22 protein-coding genes are annotated in these 15,635 nt (G+C 59.9%); all 22 read left to right on the top strand.

Translation table 11 applies throughout. The annotated features are described in order from the left end of the window. Window positions 1–106: 106 nt before the first annotated feature. Window positions 107–841 (top strand): XRE family transcriptional regulator, encoded by a 735-nt coding sequence (locus tag ACM6IO_RS19435; protein WP_414912043.1) that lies wholly within the window; start codon window positions 107–109, stop codon window positions 839–841. Between the two features lie 494 nt (window positions 842–1,335). Beyond that, a complete protein-coding gene (locus ACM6IO_RS19440) occupies window positions 1,336–1,518 on the top strand; it encodes a Com family DNA-binding transcriptional regulator (RefSeq protein WP_414912044.1) in 183 nt (60 codons plus the stop codon). A 31-nt stretch (window positions 1,519–1,549) separates the two neighbouring features. Then, complete coding sequence (locus tag ACM6IO_RS19445; RefSeq protein WP_008039325.1) at window positions 1,550–1,813, top strand: hypothetical protein; 264 nt, start codon at window positions 1,550–1,552, stop codon at window positions 1,811–1,813. A gap of 217 nt (window positions 1,814–2,030) precedes the next feature. Next, a complete protein-coding gene (locus ACM6IO_RS19450) occupies window positions 2,031–2,378 on the top strand; it encodes a phage holin family protein (RefSeq protein ID WP_008039324.1) in 348 nt (115 codons plus the stop codon). A gap of 88 nt (window positions 2,379–2,466) precedes the next feature. Beyond that, entirely contained in the window at window positions 2,467–2,991 is a 525-nt protein-coding gene (locus ACM6IO_RS19455; RefSeq protein WP_223435437.1) for a hypothetical protein, read from the top strand. 3 nt (window positions 2,992–2,994) lie between these two features. Further along, window positions 2,995–3,606 carry a phage baseplate assembly protein V gene (locus tag ACM6IO_RS19460; protein WP_223435436.1) on the top strand — a complete coding sequence of 204 codons (612 nt, stop codon included), beginning with the start codon at window positions 2,995–2,997 and terminating at the stop codon, window positions 3,604–3,606. Window positions 3,607–3,616: 10 nt separating this feature from the next. Then, a complete protein-coding gene (locus ACM6IO_RS19465) occupies window positions 3,617–3,949 on the top strand; it encodes a hypothetical protein (protein WP_008029983.1) in 333 nt (110 codons plus the stop codon). Then, the gene (locus ACM6IO_RS19470) at window positions 3,946–4,941 is read left to right on the top strand and encodes a baseplate J/gp47 family protein (RefSeq protein WP_223453211.1); all 996 of its coding nucleotides are present in this window, start codon (window positions 3,946–3,948) and stop codon (window positions 4,939–4,941) included. The genes ACM6IO_RS19465 and ACM6IO_RS19470 overlap by 4 nt, the downstream gene beginning before the upstream one ends. Further along, window positions 4,938–5,573 (top strand): phage tail protein I, encoded by a 636-nt coding sequence (locus ACM6IO_RS19475; RefSeq protein ID WP_414912045.1) that lies wholly within the window; start codon window positions 4,938–4,940, stop codon window positions 5,571–5,573. The genes ACM6IO_RS19470 and ACM6IO_RS19475 overlap by 4 nt, the downstream gene beginning before the upstream one ends. Further along, window positions 5,574–7,469: a phage tail protein gene (locus ACM6IO_RS19480; protein ID WP_414912046.1), complete on the top strand. Its 1,896-nt coding sequence runs from the start codon at window positions 5,574–5,576 to the stop codon at window positions 7,467–7,469. 14 nt (window positions 7,470–7,483) lie between these two features. After that, window positions 7,484–7,912 carry a phage tail assembly chaperone gene (locus ACM6IO_RS19485; protein WP_414912047.1) on the top strand — a complete coding sequence of 143 codons (429 nt, stop codon included), beginning with the start codon at window positions 7,484–7,486 and terminating at the stop codon, window positions 7,910–7,912. A gap of 100 nt (window positions 7,913–8,012) precedes the next feature. Next, window positions 8,013–8,222: a hypothetical protein gene (locus tag ACM6IO_RS19490; protein WP_008039310.1), complete on the top strand. Its 210-nt coding sequence runs from the start codon at window positions 8,013–8,015 to the stop codon at window positions 8,220–8,222. Window positions 8,223–8,224: 2 nt separating this feature from the next. Then, window positions 8,225–9,391, top strand: a complete 1,167-nt coding sequence (locus ACM6IO_RS19495; RefSeq protein ID WP_414912048.1) for a phage tail protein — start codon at window positions 8,225–8,227, stop codon at window positions 9,389–9,391. Then, window positions 9,391–9,897, top strand: coding sequence for a phage major tail tube protein (locus ACM6IO_RS19500; RefSeq protein ID WP_192228509.1), 507 nt, complete (start codon window positions 9,391–9,393; stop codon window positions 9,895–9,897). Before ACM6IO_RS19495 ends, ACM6IO_RS19500 begins: the two co-directional genes overlap by 1 nt. A 161-nt stretch (window positions 9,898–10,058) precedes the next feature. Beyond that, complete coding sequence (locus ACM6IO_RS19505; RefSeq protein ID WP_414912049.1) at window positions 10,059–10,643, top strand: phage tail assembly protein; 585 nt, start codon at window positions 10,059–10,061, stop codon at window positions 10,641–10,643. Window positions 10,644–10,771: 128 nt separating this feature from the next. Beyond that, the gene (locus ACM6IO_RS19510; RefSeq protein WP_414912050.1) at window positions 10,772–12,259 is read left to right on the top strand and encodes a hypothetical protein; all 1,488 of its coding nucleotides are present in this window, start codon (window positions 10,772–10,774) and stop codon (window positions 12,257–12,259) included. Further along, the gene (locus ACM6IO_RS19515) at window positions 12,259–12,642 is read left to right on the top strand and encodes a phage tail protein (protein WP_207285798.1); all 384 of its coding nucleotides are present in this window, start codon (window positions 12,259–12,261) and stop codon (window positions 12,640–12,642) included. Before ACM6IO_RS19510 ends, ACM6IO_RS19515 begins: the two co-directional genes overlap by 1 nt. Then, a complete protein-coding gene (locus tag ACM6IO_RS19520; protein ID WP_207285797.1) occupies window positions 12,635–12,847 on the top strand; it encodes a tail protein X in 213 nt (70 codons plus the stop codon). Before ACM6IO_RS19515 ends, ACM6IO_RS19520 begins: the two co-directional genes overlap by 8 nt. 9 nt (window positions 12,848–12,856) lie before the next feature. Then, window positions 12,857–13,870 carry a phage late control D family protein gene (locus tag ACM6IO_RS19525; RefSeq protein ID WP_414912051.1) on the top strand — a complete coding sequence of 338 codons (1,014 nt, stop codon included), beginning with the start codon at window positions 12,857–12,859 and terminating at the stop codon, window positions 13,868–13,870. Between the two features lie 60 nt (window positions 13,871–13,930). Next, on the top strand, window positions 13,931–14,494 hold the full coding sequence (locus tag ACM6IO_RS19530; protein WP_414912052.1) for a glycoside hydrolase family 19 protein: 564 nt from the start codon (window positions 13,931–13,933) through the stop codon (window positions 14,492–14,494). Beyond that, entirely contained in the window at window positions 14,476–15,012 is a 537-nt protein-coding gene (locus ACM6IO_RS19535) for a lysis protein (protein ID WP_414912053.1), read from the top strand. Before ACM6IO_RS19530 ends, ACM6IO_RS19535 begins: the two co-directional genes overlap by 19 nt. Before the next feature lie 79 nt (window positions 15,013–15,091). Then, window positions 15,092–15,592, top strand: a complete 501-nt coding sequence (locus ACM6IO_RS19540; RefSeq protein ID WP_192228516.1) for a CinA family protein — start codon at window positions 15,092–15,094, stop codon at window positions 15,590–15,592. The last annotated feature ends 43 nt before the right edge of the window (window positions 15,593–15,635 follow it).

Below are 15,635 nucleotides of genomic sequence, written 5' to 3' on the forward strand. Positions count from 1 at the left end.
GCCCGACGCAGGCAACTAAAGCTGTGCGATACATTTCTGCTGTCTATGCACTAATTATGCAATTCTGCATTTGCCTCCGTAAAAAAGATCAAGCACTATGCGCGTTATGCAAAAACGCAATGTTTCTTCCGTATTAAGAGCGCTGCTCGATCAGCACGGGATCTCCCCCACGGAGCTTCACCGTCGCACCGGCGTGCCTCAATCCACTCTCTCGCGGATCCTCAGCGGGAAGATTGTCGATCCTTCGGATAAGCACATTTCGAAGATCGCCGAGTACTTCGCCGTGAGCACCGATCAGTTGCGTGGCCGCGCGGATGTCGCGCCTGCCGCCCATTCCGGTCGCGATGAATTGCATTCCGAACTCAAGGACATAAGCCTGTGGGACGACGATACGCCTGTCGATGACGACGAGGTGTCGGTCCCCTTTCTTCGCGAGGTTGAATTGGCTGCTGGATCAGGAAGATTCGTCATCGAAGAAAGCGAGCGCTCTAGCCTGCGCTTCGGCAAGCGCAGCTTGCGCCACAACGGTGTGCAGTTCGACCAGGCCAAATGCGTGACGGTGCGTGGTAACAGCATGCTGCCGGTACTGCGCGACGGCGCCACCGTGGGGGTCAATGCCGGCAAGTGCGGGATCGGCGATATCGTCGATGGCGACCTTTATGCGATCAACCACAACGGTCAGCTGCGGGTTAAACAGCTTTATCGTTTGCCGACGGGGATTCGCCTGCGCAGCTTCAATCGCGATGAACATCCGGACGAGGACTACACCTTCCAGGAGATCCAGGAAGAGCAGATTGTCATCCTCGGCCACGTCTTCTGGTGGGGCATGTACGCCCGCTAACCTCATCGCTGTCAGATAAAACCCGCCATCGTGCGGGTTTTTTTTCGCCTGCTGAAAACCGCCAACGCCTTTGTCTGTGGGGCTTCCATGCGTCAGTGCATTTGCAATGCATAAATAAATGCATTTATGCATTGACTGTATATGCATCCATGCATATTCTTTGTCTCAAGCCGCTCAACAAAGCAGCTCGAAACGAAGTTCTTTAGTTCCACGACAAAGGCAGCGATGAACCGGCCTCAACGGTTCAGAGGGTTGGCAACTGACCCGGGTGTGCAGCGTAAAGCACCAGAAGCAGTTATCCGGCGGGCAGGGACCGCGGTCGGAAAAACAATCTGAATGGACCCGTACCGCGCCAGTAGCGCCGAAAGGTCAACGCGAAGGATCGCATTACTGAAAAGCCCGGCAAGCGCCGGGCTTTTTGGAATGCCTACCTCGTACGAGGTCGATCAACCTCATCCACAGAAAGGATTCGGCACAAGCCAGGAGGCGTCGTGATGTTGAAAGATTGCAGATGTGGGCAGTGCAAAAGACTGCTCGCCCGGGTGGGTGAGTACACCGAGCTCCAGATCAAATGCTCCCGATGCGGAACATTGAATCACGTGAAGGCCACGAGCCTTGAGCGATCGCCGTTGAGCGACAAAGAAGCGGCACATGCCGCAACTTCCCAATTGGCATAGAGCTGTTGGGTTAATCGTTCAGGAGAAACATATGCAACGTTTTACAGGTGTAGCCCAATCGTTCATGAATGCGTGCGAAGCGATCGCACCCGTTGCGGGTGTGGAGATGGAGGATCTGGTCAAGAAAACCTTCAATCGTCCAGCGCAGGCAGAGGAGATGTTCCAATTCAAATTACTGATGGACGGAGGTTATTTCTCCAACGAAGGCGTTGGCCCGAAGGGCACGCCACTTTATCAACTGACGTGGAAGGGTTATGCGTTGCTGCAGGCTATGCGCCGTAACGAAAACGTTTGATAGCGGGTATGCGATGGGGGCAACTCACCGGCATTGCCTGAGTTCTGCGCCCGGTAACGTGGTTGAAGGGCAGGCTTGTCGATGGGCAGGCCTGCTATCCGAAGCAAAATCAGGACGATGGTCTTCGACAGGTAGCGTGGAAAGACACGCGCCCCTTATTTATGGCCTCGTATTCGCGGGGCCTTTTCGTTACGCAATTCACCCCAGGAGGCGAGACATGACAAACGAGCAACAAGCGTTGCTGGACATGCCGATCTGGCTGGTCATCGTGCTCGCCCTGGTGGGCGGGGTAACCGGCGAAATGTGGCGTGCCGACAAGGAGGGCGCGCGCGGCTGGTCATTGCTGCGGCGCCTGGCCTTGCGGTCCGGGGCCTGCATGATTTGCGGGGTGTCGGCCATCATGCTGCTGTACGCCGCCGGCCTGTCGATCTGGGCGGCCGGCGCGTTTGGCTGCCTTACGGCGATGGCCGGCGCCGATGTCGCCATTGGCCTTTATGAACGCTGGGCGGCCAAGCGGATCGGCGTGTGTGAAGTGCCGCCGCGTGATTCCCGCCCGGATCAATAAAGCCAGGTCCCTTTGCCGTTCCGGCATCCCCGGTCCGCTGCATGAACCCACGCAGCCGGACGCCTCGAAATTTGAATGGAAGCCCCTTATGTCCCCCGACATCGATAAACCGTCGCGTCTGTTTTTTGCCATTGCCGACGCGCTGCGTGCGGTTGGCCCGGGTTTGAAGGTCGGAGGCCGTCAGGACTTCGACGGCACGTTCGATCAGGCGTGGGTCCTGATCGCCATCGAACGCAATGCAGCCGGCGACCGCGCCCATGACGGGCGCATCGCCCATGTTTTGTCGATCTCGCTGCAAATCATTGTGCCGCCGACCCTGAGTAATCCGGGGTTGGCCGCTGGCGATCTGGCGAGCGTACTCAAGGGATTGGCCACGGATAACCGCTGGGGCCTGCCGGGTAGCCAATGCGACCTGCCCATGAACATCGATGCCTTGCCGTCGACGCTCATCAGCGGTTCGCAGGAGTACCTCGCCTGGACCCTTTCCTTCACCCAGACGATTTACCTCGGCGCATTGCTGCTGGAGGACCCGCTGGGCATCCCGAAATTCGCCAAAACTTGGGAAGTCTCGAACATCGATGACCCGGACCAATACACCGCACTTGAGGACTGAGCCATGTTCGATGCGCTTTTACGTCAGCAGCTCGGCCCGATCATTGAGCGTCTGGCCGAGATGGAGGCCGAACTTGAAGACGTGCACCGGCGCACAGACAGCCTGTGTCGTATCGGCGTGTGCCAGGAAGTCGATGCGGCCAGCAATACCTGCCGGGTCAGTCACTCAGGATTGCTGACGCCCGCCATCCGTTTTTTCAACCCCAGCGCCGGGGCGCAAAGCGAGTCGCGGATCCCCTCGGTCGGCGAGCAATGCCTGTTGCTGAACCATGGCGGCGGCGAGGGCGGCGCTCAATCCGTGGCGTTGTTCGGGCTTAACGGTAATCGGTTTCCACCCGCCTCGACCCAGGCTTCGCTGACGCGTCGCCTTTATCTGGACGGTACGGAAAGCGGTTACGACGACGCCCTTCATGCCTTGCACTGGAAGAACGGCCCGGCGGCGTTCAATGGCTCTCGCGAAGCGCTCGAGTTGAATCTCGGGCCGGCGAGACTTGCGATCACGCCTGAGGCCATCGAACTGCAACTGGGCGCGGTCGGCTTGCGACTCGACGCTTCCGGTGTGCACCTGAGCGGCCCGGTGGTGGATCACCAGGGACGCGTCATCAGTACCGCATAAAGAGTTTCCCATGATCGGAATCGAAAGAAACACCGGGGCGGCGGTCGATGACTGGCCGCAGTTTGTACAGCGCGCAACCCGAGCGCTGACCACGCCGTTGGGCACCCGGCAGAAGCGTCCTTTGTATGGCTCGCTGATCCCGGAACTGCTGGGCCGCAACCTCGGCGACGACTTGCTGATGCTTGCCCAGAGCCACGCGGCACAAGCGTTCTACAACCCGCAGAACGGCATCGATGATTTCCAGCCGCAGGTCATTGTGGCCAGCCGGCAAGGTGCCGGGCTGGTCCTGCGATTCGCCGGCACCTGGCAAAACCGCAAACAGACTTTCGAGGTGGTGACATGAGTATGTTGATACCCGGCCAGAACCAGTTGGCCGAACCTTCGATCGTCACCGTCGAAGCGTTCGAGGATTTGCTCGCCGAGTTCAAGACGTTTGTCGTCGAGTACGTTGGCGCCCGCGCTCCCGAGTCGGCGGCAAAGATCAAGGTCAGCCTCGAAAACGAAAGCGAGTTGCTGACCCTGGCCCTTGAGGCCTTTTGTGTGCGCCTGCAAATCCACGAACGCAAATACAACGCCCGCATCAAGCAGATGCTGGCCTGGTGGGCGACTGGCAGCAACCTCGATGCCCGCCTTGCGGACATGGGGCTTGAGCGTCAGTTGCTGGACCCTGGCGACCCGGCGGCATTCCCGCCGATTGCGCCCGTTTACGAAAGCGACGACGACGCCCGGTTGCGTTATTACCTGGCGCCGCACGCACCGGCCGCCGGTTCACGCATGCAATATCGCCGCGAGGTCTTCACCCTCGGCGAGCGTCCTGTGGTGAAGGTGGACACCCATGCACCGGGTGAGGTGACGGTCACGTACACCTTCGACCCGGACGGCTACGCGGCGCAGGTCAAGGACGGCAATGGACGCCGCACCGCGCCCGGTGAAGTGATGGTCACGGTGCTGGCACGGGAGGGCGATGGCACCGCGTCCGATGACCTGCTCGACGGTGTGCGCCGGCACTTCGCCCGGCCTGACGTCCGACCGGAAACGGATCGGGTCACGGTGCAAAGCGCCCATATCAAAAACTACAAAATCCGCGTCGTCGCCCGAATCAACGCCGGCCCTGATTCGGGGCTGACCAAGGTGGCCGCGCAACAGCAACTGCAAGCGTATGCCCAGAGCTGTCATCGACTGGAAGGGCGGATCGATCCGAGCTGGATCGACTACACGCTGCATAGTGCCGGCGCGGTTCAACTGGACATTCTCGAACCGGTCGAGCCGATTGTGACGACGGCGTTTGAAGCGCCTTACTGCACCGGGGTCGAGGTCGAGGTGCTCACGCTATGAGTGACCAGACGCCGCGCCCGAGCCTGTTGCCAGCCAACAGCTCACCGTTGGAAAAAGCCCTCGATATCGGCTTCGGTGCATTGCTTGACCGCATCGCGCCGCCGTTCCCCGAGCTGATGAACCCGACCTCGACGCCTCAGGCATTTCTGCCTTATCTCGCAGCGGATCGTGGTGTCAGCGAATGGAGCGCCGAGGCCGCCGAGGCGGAAAAGCGTTTGACCGTTGAACTGGCCTGGCCTACCGCGCGACAGGCCGGGACACGCCAGGCCCTGGAAAACGCCGCGAAAGGATTGCGGTTAATGCCCGAGGTGCGTGCCTGGTACGAGCAGACACCGCCGGGCGCGCCTTACAGCTTTTCCGTCAGGGCATTTACCGAACAACCCTACAGCGAAGAAATCGACGCTCGTCTCGACCGTCGCCTGGCGGACGCCAAAAGCGAGCGCGACGTTCTGTCGGTGTCCGTCGGCTTGAGCGCATTCGGCAGTCACGTCATTGGCGCGGCGACGGTGTGCGGCGAACTCACCACGGTTTATCCGATTGTCATCGAAGGGCTCGAGGCCTCGGGGCAGGCCTTCTTGGCCGCCGGGCTCTACGCCGTTGAAACATCCACTATTTATCCTCAGGGGTCCTAAATGGCCGACTATTACACCCTGCTTACCAATGCGGGGATCGCCTACGAAACTGCCTGCAAGGCGGCGGGCGTGCCGATCAAACTGTCGCAGATTTCGGTCGGTGACGGCGGCGGCGCGGTTTACAACCCGGCGGCAACCGCCACGGCGCTTAAACGAGAAGTGTGGCGCGGGCCACTGAACGCCCTGTTCCAGGACGAGAAAAATCCGAGCTGGCTGCTCGCCGAAGTGACCATCCCGCCAGAAGAGGGCGGTTGGTATGTGCGTGAAGCCGGGCTCTGGACCGACACCGGCATCCTCTATGCCATCGTCAAATACCCGGAGTCGTTCAAACCGGTGCTGGCGACCTCGGGATCGGGCAAAGAGTTCTACATTCGCTCGATTTTCGAGACCAGCAATGCGTCGCTCGTGACGCTGTTGATCGACGACACCGTGGTCAAAGCGACGCGGGCGTGGGTGATGGGTTATCTCGCCGACGAACTGGCGAAGCTCGATGGCAAGCAATCCGTTCGCGTGGCCACCACGGAAAACATCGTGCTCAGTGGCGCGCAGCAAATCGATGGCGTCGCGGTGCTGTCCGGGCAGCGCGTGCTGGTGACGGCGCAAACGCTGGCGAAGGATAACGGCCTTTATGTGGCGGCCAACGGCGCCTGGGTGCGGGCGACGGATGCCAATGCCAGCGCCAAGGTAACGCCGGGCCTGACGGTGATGGTCGAGGAGGGCGCGGCGAATGGTGATTCGCTTTGGCACCTGGTGACGAACGGGCCGATCACGCTGGGGACTACGGCGCTGAGCTTTGAAATGCTGGCCGGTAGAACGGGGATTCAGGCAGGGACTTACAAGAGTGTGACCGTCGACAAGTATGGTCGCGCCACTGCAGGTGCTAATCCGGAAACGCTGGCGGGTTTTGGGATCAAGGACACTTACACCAAGCCTGAAATCGAGGCGTTGATTGCCCAGGCATCGGCACTGCCGGTCGGGAGTATGGTCGGGTTGCCGGTGAACAAGGTTCCGCCCGGGTTTCTTGAGCTGGACGGCAGTGTGCGCAGCATTGCGACCTATCCGGACTTGGCCACGTTCCTCGGGACGTCGTTCAACCAGGGCAACGAAGGTGCGGGGAATTTTCGCCTTCCTGAATCGCGCGGCGAGTTTTTGCGCGGTTGGGACCATGGGCGCGGGGTTGATGCCGGGCGCGCTATTGGTAGCTCGCAGAAAGGTTCTATGGTTGCTTCCGACCTGCCATCAGGTGGGACAGGCGTTACATCTCTCGCGCCAACCGCCTCCCAGCTTGCAGCGGACTACGGTTTAGACACCTTGATTACTCCTGACTTGACAGGGTTATACGTGGTGAATACAGGTGCAGTGACCCCTATTGCCCTGGGTACCCCCGGCTTGATGCTGGGTACGTCTCGACCGCGCAACCTGGCGGTGATGTGGTGCATCAAGGCCTGGAACGCGCCGATCAACCAGGGAAACATCGACATTGCAGCGCTGGCAACACTTGCGTCACAGGCTACTGAGGTCAATCAGGGCACAGCAAAAGTTGCGACTCAGGTTCAGGTGAACGCCGGTGCGGACGACGCAACGATCGTGACGCCGAAGAAGCTGCGGTTTGGGTTTTCGATCAGCTTGGCACTCAACGGCTACATCATATTCCCGACGTGGCTCGGTGGGCTTGTCTTTCAGTGGGGGCGAGTTACTCAAGCGCTGGGCACCATCAGCACCGTACCTTTCCCGGTTGCCTTCCCGAACGCCTGCATGTTCCTCATTGGCGGGGCCTACGGAAACCTGGCGCCAACAGTTGGCGAGTTTGTTGAGGTGCTGGGTGAGACCAAGGATTCCTTCAAGGTCGCAAACAGTGCAAACGGCAGCGCATCATTTTTCGCTATCGGAAATTAAGGAGGGTAGAACAAATGAAGCGTTTTTATAGCCCGAGTACAGGCACTACTTATTTGGAGGGCATTCATACAGAAATGCCTCCAGACGCTGTTGATATTCCCGAAGCCTTGTACCTGTCGGTCATTGGTAATCCTGTGCCTGGCAAGGTCCGCGCTCATGACGAGCGTGGTTTGCCCTATCTGATAGATGCACCTGAGCCGGAACCTGATCTTTCTGCACAGGAGCGCACTTGGCGCGATACTCAGTTGTCGGCGGTTATGTGGCTGCGCGAACGTCATCGTGATCAGATTGAAATCGGTGGGCCTACCACGCTGACCGCAGAGCAGTTCGGTGAGTTGCTTGTGTACATGCAAGCCCTACGCGACTGGCCTCAATCACCGGACTTCCCCGATACCCAGCATCGCCCGGTCGCCCCGTCCTGGATCGCCGAACACACCCAATAAACGCCCCGCACCGCCGGGGCGTTTTCTTATCCGCAACACAAACACACAACACCCGACAGCCCCTTACCCAAGGGGCTTTTTCGTTTATGGAGAAACAGAAATGGCAGAACGCCAAACGTACACCGTGCTCCTCCCATTCCCTACCGGGGGTGGCCACTGGTCGAGCATCGGCCAGGAACTGCAACTGCTCGATGTGGAGGCCAGTGCGCTACGCAGCGCTGGTCGTCTGGAGCTGAAAAAAGCCGAGGCTGCCGATTCGGCCTCTACATCCACCGCAGCGAAAAAAGCTGCTGCCAAGAAGGCTGAATAACCATGGCTGAGGTTTTGAACTTCGAGCACAACGGCATTAGCGTCAATGCCACCGAATCCCCCGAGGCCATGGGTGGCCTGGGTGACAACGTCATCGGTCTGATCGGCACCGCGCCGAAGGCTGACCCGTTGATTCCACGCAATGCGCCATTCCGCATCAACAGCTTCACCACCCAGGCGCTGCTCGATCCGACCGGCACCGAGGCAGGCACGCTGTATCACGCGGTCTTCCAGATCCTGAAAGTGGTCAAGGTGCCGGTCTACGTGGTCATCGTCGAAGAGGGCGCGACCCCGGCGGACACGCTGAACAACGTCATCGGCGGCGTCGATCCGCTGACCGGCCGCAAGCTCGGCCTTGCGGCACTGGGCAGCGTGCCGGAAGACCTGACCATCATCGGCGCGCCGGGCTTCACCAGCACCAAAGCCGTGGCCGGTGAGTTCGCGTCTTTCGGCAAGCGCATCAAGGCCCGTGTGGTGCTCGACGGCAAGGATGCCGCGGTCGCCGACCAGGTGACTTACAGCCAGGAACTGGGCGGCGCGGAACTGGGTTTCGACCGCTGCCTGCTGGTGCACAACATGCCGTCGGTGTACTCCAAGGCCGCGAAGAAAAACGTGTTCCTGTCGCCGTCGAGCCTGGCCATCGCGGCCCTGGCCAAGGTCAAGCAATGGGAGAGCCCGGGCAACCAGGTGACCTTTGCCGAGGACGTTTCGCGCGTCGTGGAATACAACATCCTCGACACCTCCACCGAGGGCGATCTGCTCAACCGCTACGGCATCAGCTACTACGCCCGCACCATCCTCGGCGGCTTCTCGCTGCTGGGTAACCGTTCCATCACCGGCAAGTTCATCAGCTACGTCGGCCTGGAAGATGCGATCAGCCGCAAGCTGGTCAAGGCCGGCCAGAAAGCCATGGCCAAGAACCTCACCAAGTCGTTCATGGACCAGGAGGTCAAGCGCATCAACGACTGGCTGCAAACCCTGGTCGCCGACGAAACCATCCCCGGCGGCAGCGTGTACCTGCACCCGGAATTGAACAGCGTCGAGAAGTACAAGAACGGCACCTGGTACGTGGTCATCGACTACGGCCGCTACGCGCCGAACGAACACATGGTTTATCAACTCAATGCCCGCGATGAAATCATCGAGCAGTTCCTGGAGGACGTTCTCTAATGTTTACCAACCGCGTAAGACAGGCCATCGCGGCCACCCTGCAAGGCTTGCCGTTGTCGGCGACCGTGGAAGAGTTCACCCCGCCGAAGATCGAATTCGATATGGAAGCGATGGCGGGCGGGCGCTTCATCGCCGAAGAAATGATCAAGAGCGGCAAAGTGCTGGGCGCGACCCTCATTTTGCAAGGCGTCGGCGCCGAAGTGATGCTCTCCCTCGGCGTGAAGCTGGGCGACGACATTTTGTTGAACGTCCGTGAAGCCGGTCAGGATCAGGATGGCAACACCTGGTTCACCTACCACACCGTCGGCGGCAAGCTCAAATCGCTGACCGAGGCCAAGCTGAAGATGGGCGAAAAACCCCTCACCACGCTTGAGCTGTCCTGCCGCACCTACAACCGCCTGGAAAACGGCATCCCGGTGATCGACATCGACGTGCGCACCCAGAAGTTCGTGCTCAACGGCGTCGACATTCTCGGCGGCGCCCGTCGCGCGGTGCTGATCCCTTAAGTCGCACTGCGATCACCGAACTAATGTGGGAGCGGGCTTGCTCGCGAATGCGGATTGATAGTCAAAGTAAATGTCGACTGACACTCCACCTTCGCGAGCAAGCCCGCTCCCACAAGGTGCAATGCGCAACGCCTCCCATGATTCATCAAGGAATTCATTTCATGTCCTGGACTCCACCTGTTCACGCCTTGTTGTCGCCGATTACTGCTGACGATCAGTCGGAGATCGAACAGATTCAACTCAAACCGTTGTACTACGCCGCACAGAAAGAGGCCCTGGCCCGTGCCGGCGATGATGAGGACGATCAGTTCTTCGAGCTGGCGCTGCTGGCCACCGGTTTGTCGGTCAAGGAACTCGATCAACTCAAACGCCCGGACTACGTGAGCATCGCGCAGTACGTGCATGAGATGTCGACCTTGCCGACGTCGCATTTCCTTGAACAAGCGGACGAGGGTGAACAGCCGTCGACCGATCCCGACGAAGTGAGCTTGCTGCAACCGCTCACCGTGGCGGGTCGAGCCCTGACCACGCTGACCCTGGAAATGCCGGTGCTGCGTGCGACCAAGGCGATGAAAAAACTCAAGACCGCCAAGGAACGCGCCGAATTCATCACGGCCCATTGCACCGGCCTGATGCTGCCCGATCTGGCCAGTTTGACCGTGCCTGACTGGACACAATTGCAGGTGCGAATCGACGATTTTTTAAACAAACCGGCGGCCTTCTTTCGGAGCGCGACATCGAAGTAATCCTCGATGTGGTGCCGCTCATTTATCCGATAAGTGAAGCGGACATTCTGGAATGGGACGTCGGCAAGGCCTTGCGCCGCTACGACATTGCGATCACTCGCCTTGGCGTCAAACAGGAGTAGAGGGGGATGGCGGACGATAAATATTCGCTCAAGAACACAGCCATCAATGAAGACTGGCTGAAGTTTCGCGAGGTGGGCCTGAGCAGTGCCGTGTCATCGCTGGTGACGGGGGGGGGCACAGAGGATCTGGCGCCCGGTTTCAGCCAGGTGCTGGCCACACTGAGTCTCAAAATCAGTCTGCTGACCACGGCACTGGAATCGTTGAACCTGACGTTTTCCTCGCCGCGCTCGTTGATGCCGGCAACAGGTTCCGCCCCAAGGACGGCGTTGGCCAGTGGGCAAAACAGCGTGGGTGACGCGGGTGGCGCCATTGAGCGGCCATCGCTGCTCAAGTCGGTCGGCGTGAAGAGCGCTGTTGAGGCTGATCGTTCACCCGAGCGTCGGCGCGAGACGGTGATGGAGTCAAACCAGAGCGTCGCCAGTGTCCCGCTGATGGCTGCCGCAATCTCTGCGTCGGCGTACAGAACGCCGGCCATGATGGAGGCAGAGAAGCAGGCCGGCTGGCGGATACCTTTGAGGCTCGACAGTCACGAGGTAATTGATCAGCCGCAGATCATCAATCGCCCTGGGAAAATACCCGACGAGCAACAGTCGAACATCGACAGCGTTCGCGACAATCATTTACCCGTGGCCACCAGCAATACACCGCCCGTGGCGGCAGAAAGCACACCTGCCTCCCTCAGCCCTCGGCTCAGTGGTCTGAAGGACACTGCCACGGCAGTCTTTCCGTATTTGGTAGCCCTGTTCACTCCCGTACTCGACGAGATGAAAAATCAGATGGCCAAGCGGCTTTTGGGAGCGGCATCTGCCCGGCTTCCAAAACAGTTCGGTCAGGTGTTTTCCGAAGATTTCAGAGATAAGGAACAGGCGAACAAGCCGGACATCAGGACGGGCCCGACCGTGCGTGTCAGTCCACGAGGCTCGCGCGGCGCTTCACGTCTGTTGGCGATGGGGGCCTCGATGCGTTCGCTGACCCGCCGTGCACCCGGACCATTGAAAGCCGTCGGTGCGGCGATGGACGTCGTCGGCGGCGTAATGACCGGCAATCGCCGCATGCTCGGTGCCGGTCTTGGTGCAGCAGGTGGCGGTTGGGCGGGTGCGTCCGCCGGTTCTGCGGTGGGCGCCACGTTAGGCAGTGTTGTTCCTGTGATCGGCACCGCCATTGGCGGCGTTCTGGGTGGCCTGATTGGAGGCTGGCTGGGCAGTGAGTCGGGTGCCGTACTGGGCGAAAAACTCGCCGCCCCGACAACCGATCGCCTGGCCTCGCCAGAACAGGTCAACAAAGAACTGACCAGCGCACCAGCACAAAACCAGCAGATCAATTACTCACCGTCGATTCAGGTCACCTGCACCGGTGGGGAGAGCTCCGAGCACATCCGGACGATCGTGGCGCAGCAGCTGCAAACGCAGTTCCACGGCGAGTTTGTTCCACTGATGTCCACCAACGCCCTCGCCACCCGACGTGGTGCGGCCCTGACCGATGGAGGCAGGTAATGCGCCAGCAAATGATCCTGGGCAGTTTCATTTTCGGCCTGTCCCGCAACTTCGCCTACCACAACATCGTGCACACATCGGACGGTGGCTGGGTGGAACTGGACATTGTGACCGGCAAGCCGAAATCCAGTCAGACCGGGCAGAAAGCCCAAACGATGAAGATTACTGGGACGTCGATGTACGCGGTGGCCATGGAGCGGCTCGATGAACTGCGCACGTTGCAGGAACAGCGCAAGCCGGTGCCGTTGGTGGATGGCATCGGACGCAACTGGGGGCTTTGGCGAATCAACACGGTGACGGAAACCCAAAGCGTGATCATCGATGACGGCACGGCGATGGTCGTCGGTTGGGCAATAGACCTGTCGGAGTTCATCCATGCGTAGAGTTCGAAGTGTGGCCGGTGATTCGGTGAACCTGTTGCTGTACCGCGAACTGGGTCGCTGTGACGATGCCGTCGAAGAGGCACTGTGGCGGCTCAACCCCACGCTGGCAGAACAGGGGGCGGTATTACCTGCGGGTATCTGGGTAGTCCTGCCGGAAATTGACTCACAACCTGTGGTGACCACGCTGGTTACCGCGTGGGATTAAGGAGGTTCCATGACATTGGGTTTCACGCCAGAGGTAGAGATTTATGGGGCCAATAAGGACTTGATCAACAAGCGCCTGATCAGTTGGGAGCACATTGATGCCGCCGGTACCGAGTCCGATCAATTGACATTGACGCTCGATCTGGAAGGGCTTGAGGGGCTGCCGATCCTGGGCGGCAAGATTGGCCTGAAGGTCGGTTACGCGGAGTCCAGTCTGGTGGATAAGGGCCAGTTCACGGTGTCTCGCCTGACGCCGACGTTGTTCCCGCTGCGCTTGACGCTGGTGGCAACCGCAGCGCCGTTCAGTGCCGATGACAAGACCGGCTTCCTGCAGCGTCGATCGGCCAGTCATGGGCCGACCACCCTGGGTGCGTTGTTTCGCGAGATCGCTGAGCGGCATGGTTTTTCGCCACGGGTGGCACCCCAACTGGCACTGAAAAAAATCGACCACATCGATCAGTCCAACGAAAGTGACATGGCGTTTTTGACTCGCCTCGCCGGCATATACAAGGCCATCGCCAAACCGATGAATGAGCTGTATGTGCTGGCGCTCCCAAGTCAGACCAAGTCACTGTCGGGCAAGGTGTTGCCCCAGGTGAAACTGTCGGTGACGACCAACAATCGACCCGGCGATCGCGCCTTCATTTCCGCCACGCTCGATGACACCGTCCGGGCGAAAAACCAGGGCTGCAAGACGAGTTGGTGGGACGCGGCAGCGGGGGTGGTGCGGGTGATTGAAACCGGTAGCCCGCCGTTCAAGGTCATCGGTCGGCTCTGCCAGAATGAAACGGAGGCCAGGGACGTCGGTGAGGGAGAAGTACGCAAATTGCTGCGTGAAAAGCTCAAGGTGAAAATCAGCTGTCCGGGCAATCCGGCGTTGTCCGCCGAGGGTGTCTTGTTGCTCGACCAGTCCTGGCCGGATTTTCTGCGCGGGTACTGGTCGATCGAAAAGGTCATTGCCAGCGGTGACAAATATCAAAGCTATCGCTGCATGATCGAGGCGAAGTGTCCGGATGCCACGTAATAACGCAATCAAATGCACTGGCGCCGGTCTGGCGGATCAATGGCGAACGGAACATCACTCATGCCGCTTACTGTCCTGCAATTACAGCAAATACTTCCCAACGCCCGCAGCCAAGCGGGCGTTTTCATTTCTGCTCTCAATAGCGCCATGGATGGCCATGACATCAACACGCCCAAACGCATTGCGGCTTTTCTGGCGCAAGTCGGTCACGAATCCGGGCAGTTGCACTACGTGCGCGAACTCGGCGGTGATCAGTATTTGAGCAAGTACGACACCGGCACCCTGGCCGCTCGTTTGGGCAATACACCCATGCCCGACGGTGATGGCCAAAGGTACCGAGGCCGTGGCCTGATCCAGATTACCGGTCACCATAACTACCAACAGTGCAGCCTCGGATTGTTCGGCGACGAGCGTCTGCTGCAGTTGCCGGAACTGTTGGAGCAACCGCAATGGGCCGCCGAATCCGCCGCCTGGTTCTGGGGGCAAAACGGCCTCAACGAGCTGGCTGATCGTGACCAGTTCAACAGCATCACCCGCCGGATCAACGGGGGGCTGAACGGGCTGCAGGATCGTTTGCAACTCTGGGCGCGGGCGAGGGCGGTGTTATGCCAGCCTTCGGTTTGATCCCGGGGTCGTGGCGGGTGGTTGGCGTTGTTGTGTTGCTGGCTGTGTTGGCTGGTGGCTCGGCGACGCTGGCCTGGCGATTTCAGGATGGGCGTTATGGGCGGCAACTGGCGGAACAGGCCAGGGTGCAGGCCGAGACGTTGAATCAACTGACCGTGGTGGCCGCCACTCGACAGCAGGCCGAGCAGGATAAACGGCTGGCGCTGGAACAGCGGCTATCGGCCAGCGAACAAACCCATTATCGAGCGCTTAGCGATGCCCAACGTGATCAAGGTCGCTTTCGCGATCGTCTTGCCACTGCTGATGTGCGGCTGTCAGTCCTCCTCGATGCCCATGACGCTGCCTCAGCCTGTGCAGTGCCAACCGCCGCCAGCACCGGCAGCGTGGATCATGGCGCCGTTCGAGCCCGACTTGACCCGGCGCATGCTCAACGAATTATCGCCATCACCGACGCCGGCGACCGTGCACTGATTGCGTTGCAGGCCTGTCAGGCCTATATCAGGGCGCTCGGTCGCTAACATTTTGATCGATCCTGTAACTTGCAAGCGTGATCCGCTCGTGTACGGTAGTCCCATTCCGCCCACTCAGGAGATGACCGTGAAAGAAATCACCCAACTGGCCGCTGAACTGGGCAGACGCCTGCAGGTTCTCAATGCTCACGTCACCGCAGCCGAATCCTGTACCGGTGGCGGCATTTGCGAGGCGATCACCCGGATTCCGGGGAGTTCGGCGTGGTTCGAAGCCGGTTATGTGACGTACTCCAACCGGCAGAAGACCGAGCAATTGAATGTCCCGGTCGGGTTGTTTGCGACGGTGGGGGCGGTCAGTCGCGAAGTGGTCGAGGCCATGGTCCGTGGCGCCCAGGAAAAAAGCCGGGCGTATTTTGCCGTGGCGGTCAGCGGTGTGGCGGGTCCGGATGGCGGTTCGCCGAACAAGCCGGTCGGCACGGTCTGGCTGGCCTGGGGGGTGGGGGAGCGGGTGTTCAGCGAGGTGCAGCACTTCCCCGGCAACCGCGATGAGGTCCGCCGACAAACGGTGAAGGCCGCGCTAGAGGGGCTGCTGCGCCATGCCTCGGGAGAAATCTCAAATCAGGGGTAGGCGATCCTGAATCGCTGTGGAATAATACTGGCTACTTATACAG

The organism is Pseudomonas sp. IT-P44 (assembly GCF_949768225.1).
Classification (GTDB): Bacteria; Pseudomonadota; Gammaproteobacteria; order Pseudomonadales; family Pseudomonadaceae; genus Aquipseudomonas; species Aquipseudomonas migulae.

What these genes read in the sequence shown, in the direction of transcription:
- ACM6IO_RS19455 (WP_223435437.1), top strand. Translation starts at nt 2,467, where the DNA reads ATGTCCCCCGACATCGATAAACCGTCGCGTCTGTTTTTTGCCATTGCC.
- ACM6IO_RS19480 (WP_414912046.1), top strand. Translation starts at nt 5,574, where the DNA reads ATGGCCGACTATTACACCCTGCTTACCAATGCGGGGATCGCCTACGAA.
- ACM6IO_RS19535 (WP_414912053.1), top strand. Translation starts at nt 14,476, where the DNA reads ATGCCAGCCTTCGGTTTGATCCCGGGGTCGTGGCGGGTGGTTGGCGTT.
- ACM6IO_RS19530 (WP_414912052.1), top strand. Translation starts at nt 13,931, where the DNA reads ATGCCGCTTACTGTCCTGCAATTACAGCAAATACTTCCCAACGCCCGC.
- ACM6IO_RS19470 (WP_223453211.1), top strand. Translation starts at nt 3,946, where the DNA reads ATGAGTATGTTGATACCCGGCCAGAACCAGTTGGCCGAACCTTCGATC.
- ACM6IO_RS19485 (WP_414912047.1), top strand. Translation starts at nt 7,484, where the DNA reads ATGAAGCGTTTTTATAGCCCGAGTACAGGCACTACTTATTTGGAGGGC.
- ACM6IO_RS19500 (WP_192228509.1), top strand. Translation starts at nt 9,391, where the DNA reads ATGTTTACCAACCGCGTAAGACAGGCCATCGCGGCCACCCTGCAAGGC.
- ACM6IO_RS19510 (WP_414912050.1), top strand. Translation starts at nt 10,772, where the DNA reads ATGGCGGACGATAAATATTCGCTCAAGAACACAGCCATCAATGAAGAC.
- ACM6IO_RS19445 (WP_008039325.1), top strand. Translation starts at nt 1,550, where the DNA reads ATGCAACGTTTTACAGGTGTAGCCCAATCGTTCATGAATGCGTGCGAA.
- ACM6IO_RS19515 (WP_207285798.1), top strand. Translation starts at nt 12,259, where the DNA reads ATGCGCCAGCAAATGATCCTGGGCAGTTTCATTTTCGGCCTGTCCCGC.
- ACM6IO_RS19440 (WP_414912044.1), top strand. Translation starts at nt 1,336, where the DNA reads ATGTTGAAAGATTGCAGATGTGGGCAGTGCAAAAGACTGCTCGCCCGG.
- ACM6IO_RS19465 (WP_008029983.1), top strand. Translation starts at nt 3,617, where the DNA reads ATGATCGGAATCGAAAGAAACACCGGGGCGGCGGTCGATGACTGGCCG.
- ACM6IO_RS19520 (WP_207285797.1), top strand. Translation starts at nt 12,635, where the DNA reads ATGCGTAGAGTTCGAAGTGTGGCCGGTGATTCGGTGAACCTGTTGCTG.
- ACM6IO_RS19460 (WP_223435436.1), top strand. Translation starts at nt 2,995, where the DNA reads ATGTTCGATGCGCTTTTACGTCAGCAGCTCGGCCCGATCATTGAGCGT.
- ACM6IO_RS19495 (WP_414912048.1), top strand. Translation starts at nt 8,225, where the DNA reads ATGGCTGAGGTTTTGAACTTCGAGCACAACGGCATTAGCGTCAATGCC.
- ACM6IO_RS19475 (WP_414912045.1), top strand. Translation starts at nt 4,938, where the DNA reads ATGAGTGACCAGACGCCGCGCCCGAGCCTGTTGCCAGCCAACAGCTCA.
- ACM6IO_RS19505 (WP_414912049.1), top strand. Translation starts at nt 10,059, where the DNA reads ATGTCCTGGACTCCACCTGTTCACGCCTTGTTGTCGCCGATTACTGCT.
- ACM6IO_RS19435 (WP_414912043.1), top strand. Translation starts at nt 107, where the DNA reads ATGCAAAAACGCAATGTTTCTTCCGTATTAAGAGCGCTGCTCGATCAG.
- ACM6IO_RS19490 (WP_008039310.1), top strand. Translation starts at nt 8,013, where the DNA reads ATGGCAGAACGCCAAACGTACACCGTGCTCCTCCCATTCCCTACCGGG.
- ACM6IO_RS19450 (WP_008039324.1), top strand. Translation starts at nt 2,031, where the DNA reads ATGACAAACGAGCAACAAGCGTTGCTGGACATGCCGATCTGGCTGGTC.
- ACM6IO_RS19525 (WP_414912051.1), top strand. Translation starts at nt 12,857, where the DNA reads ATGACATTGGGTTTCACGCCAGAGGTAGAGATTTATGGGGCCAATAAG.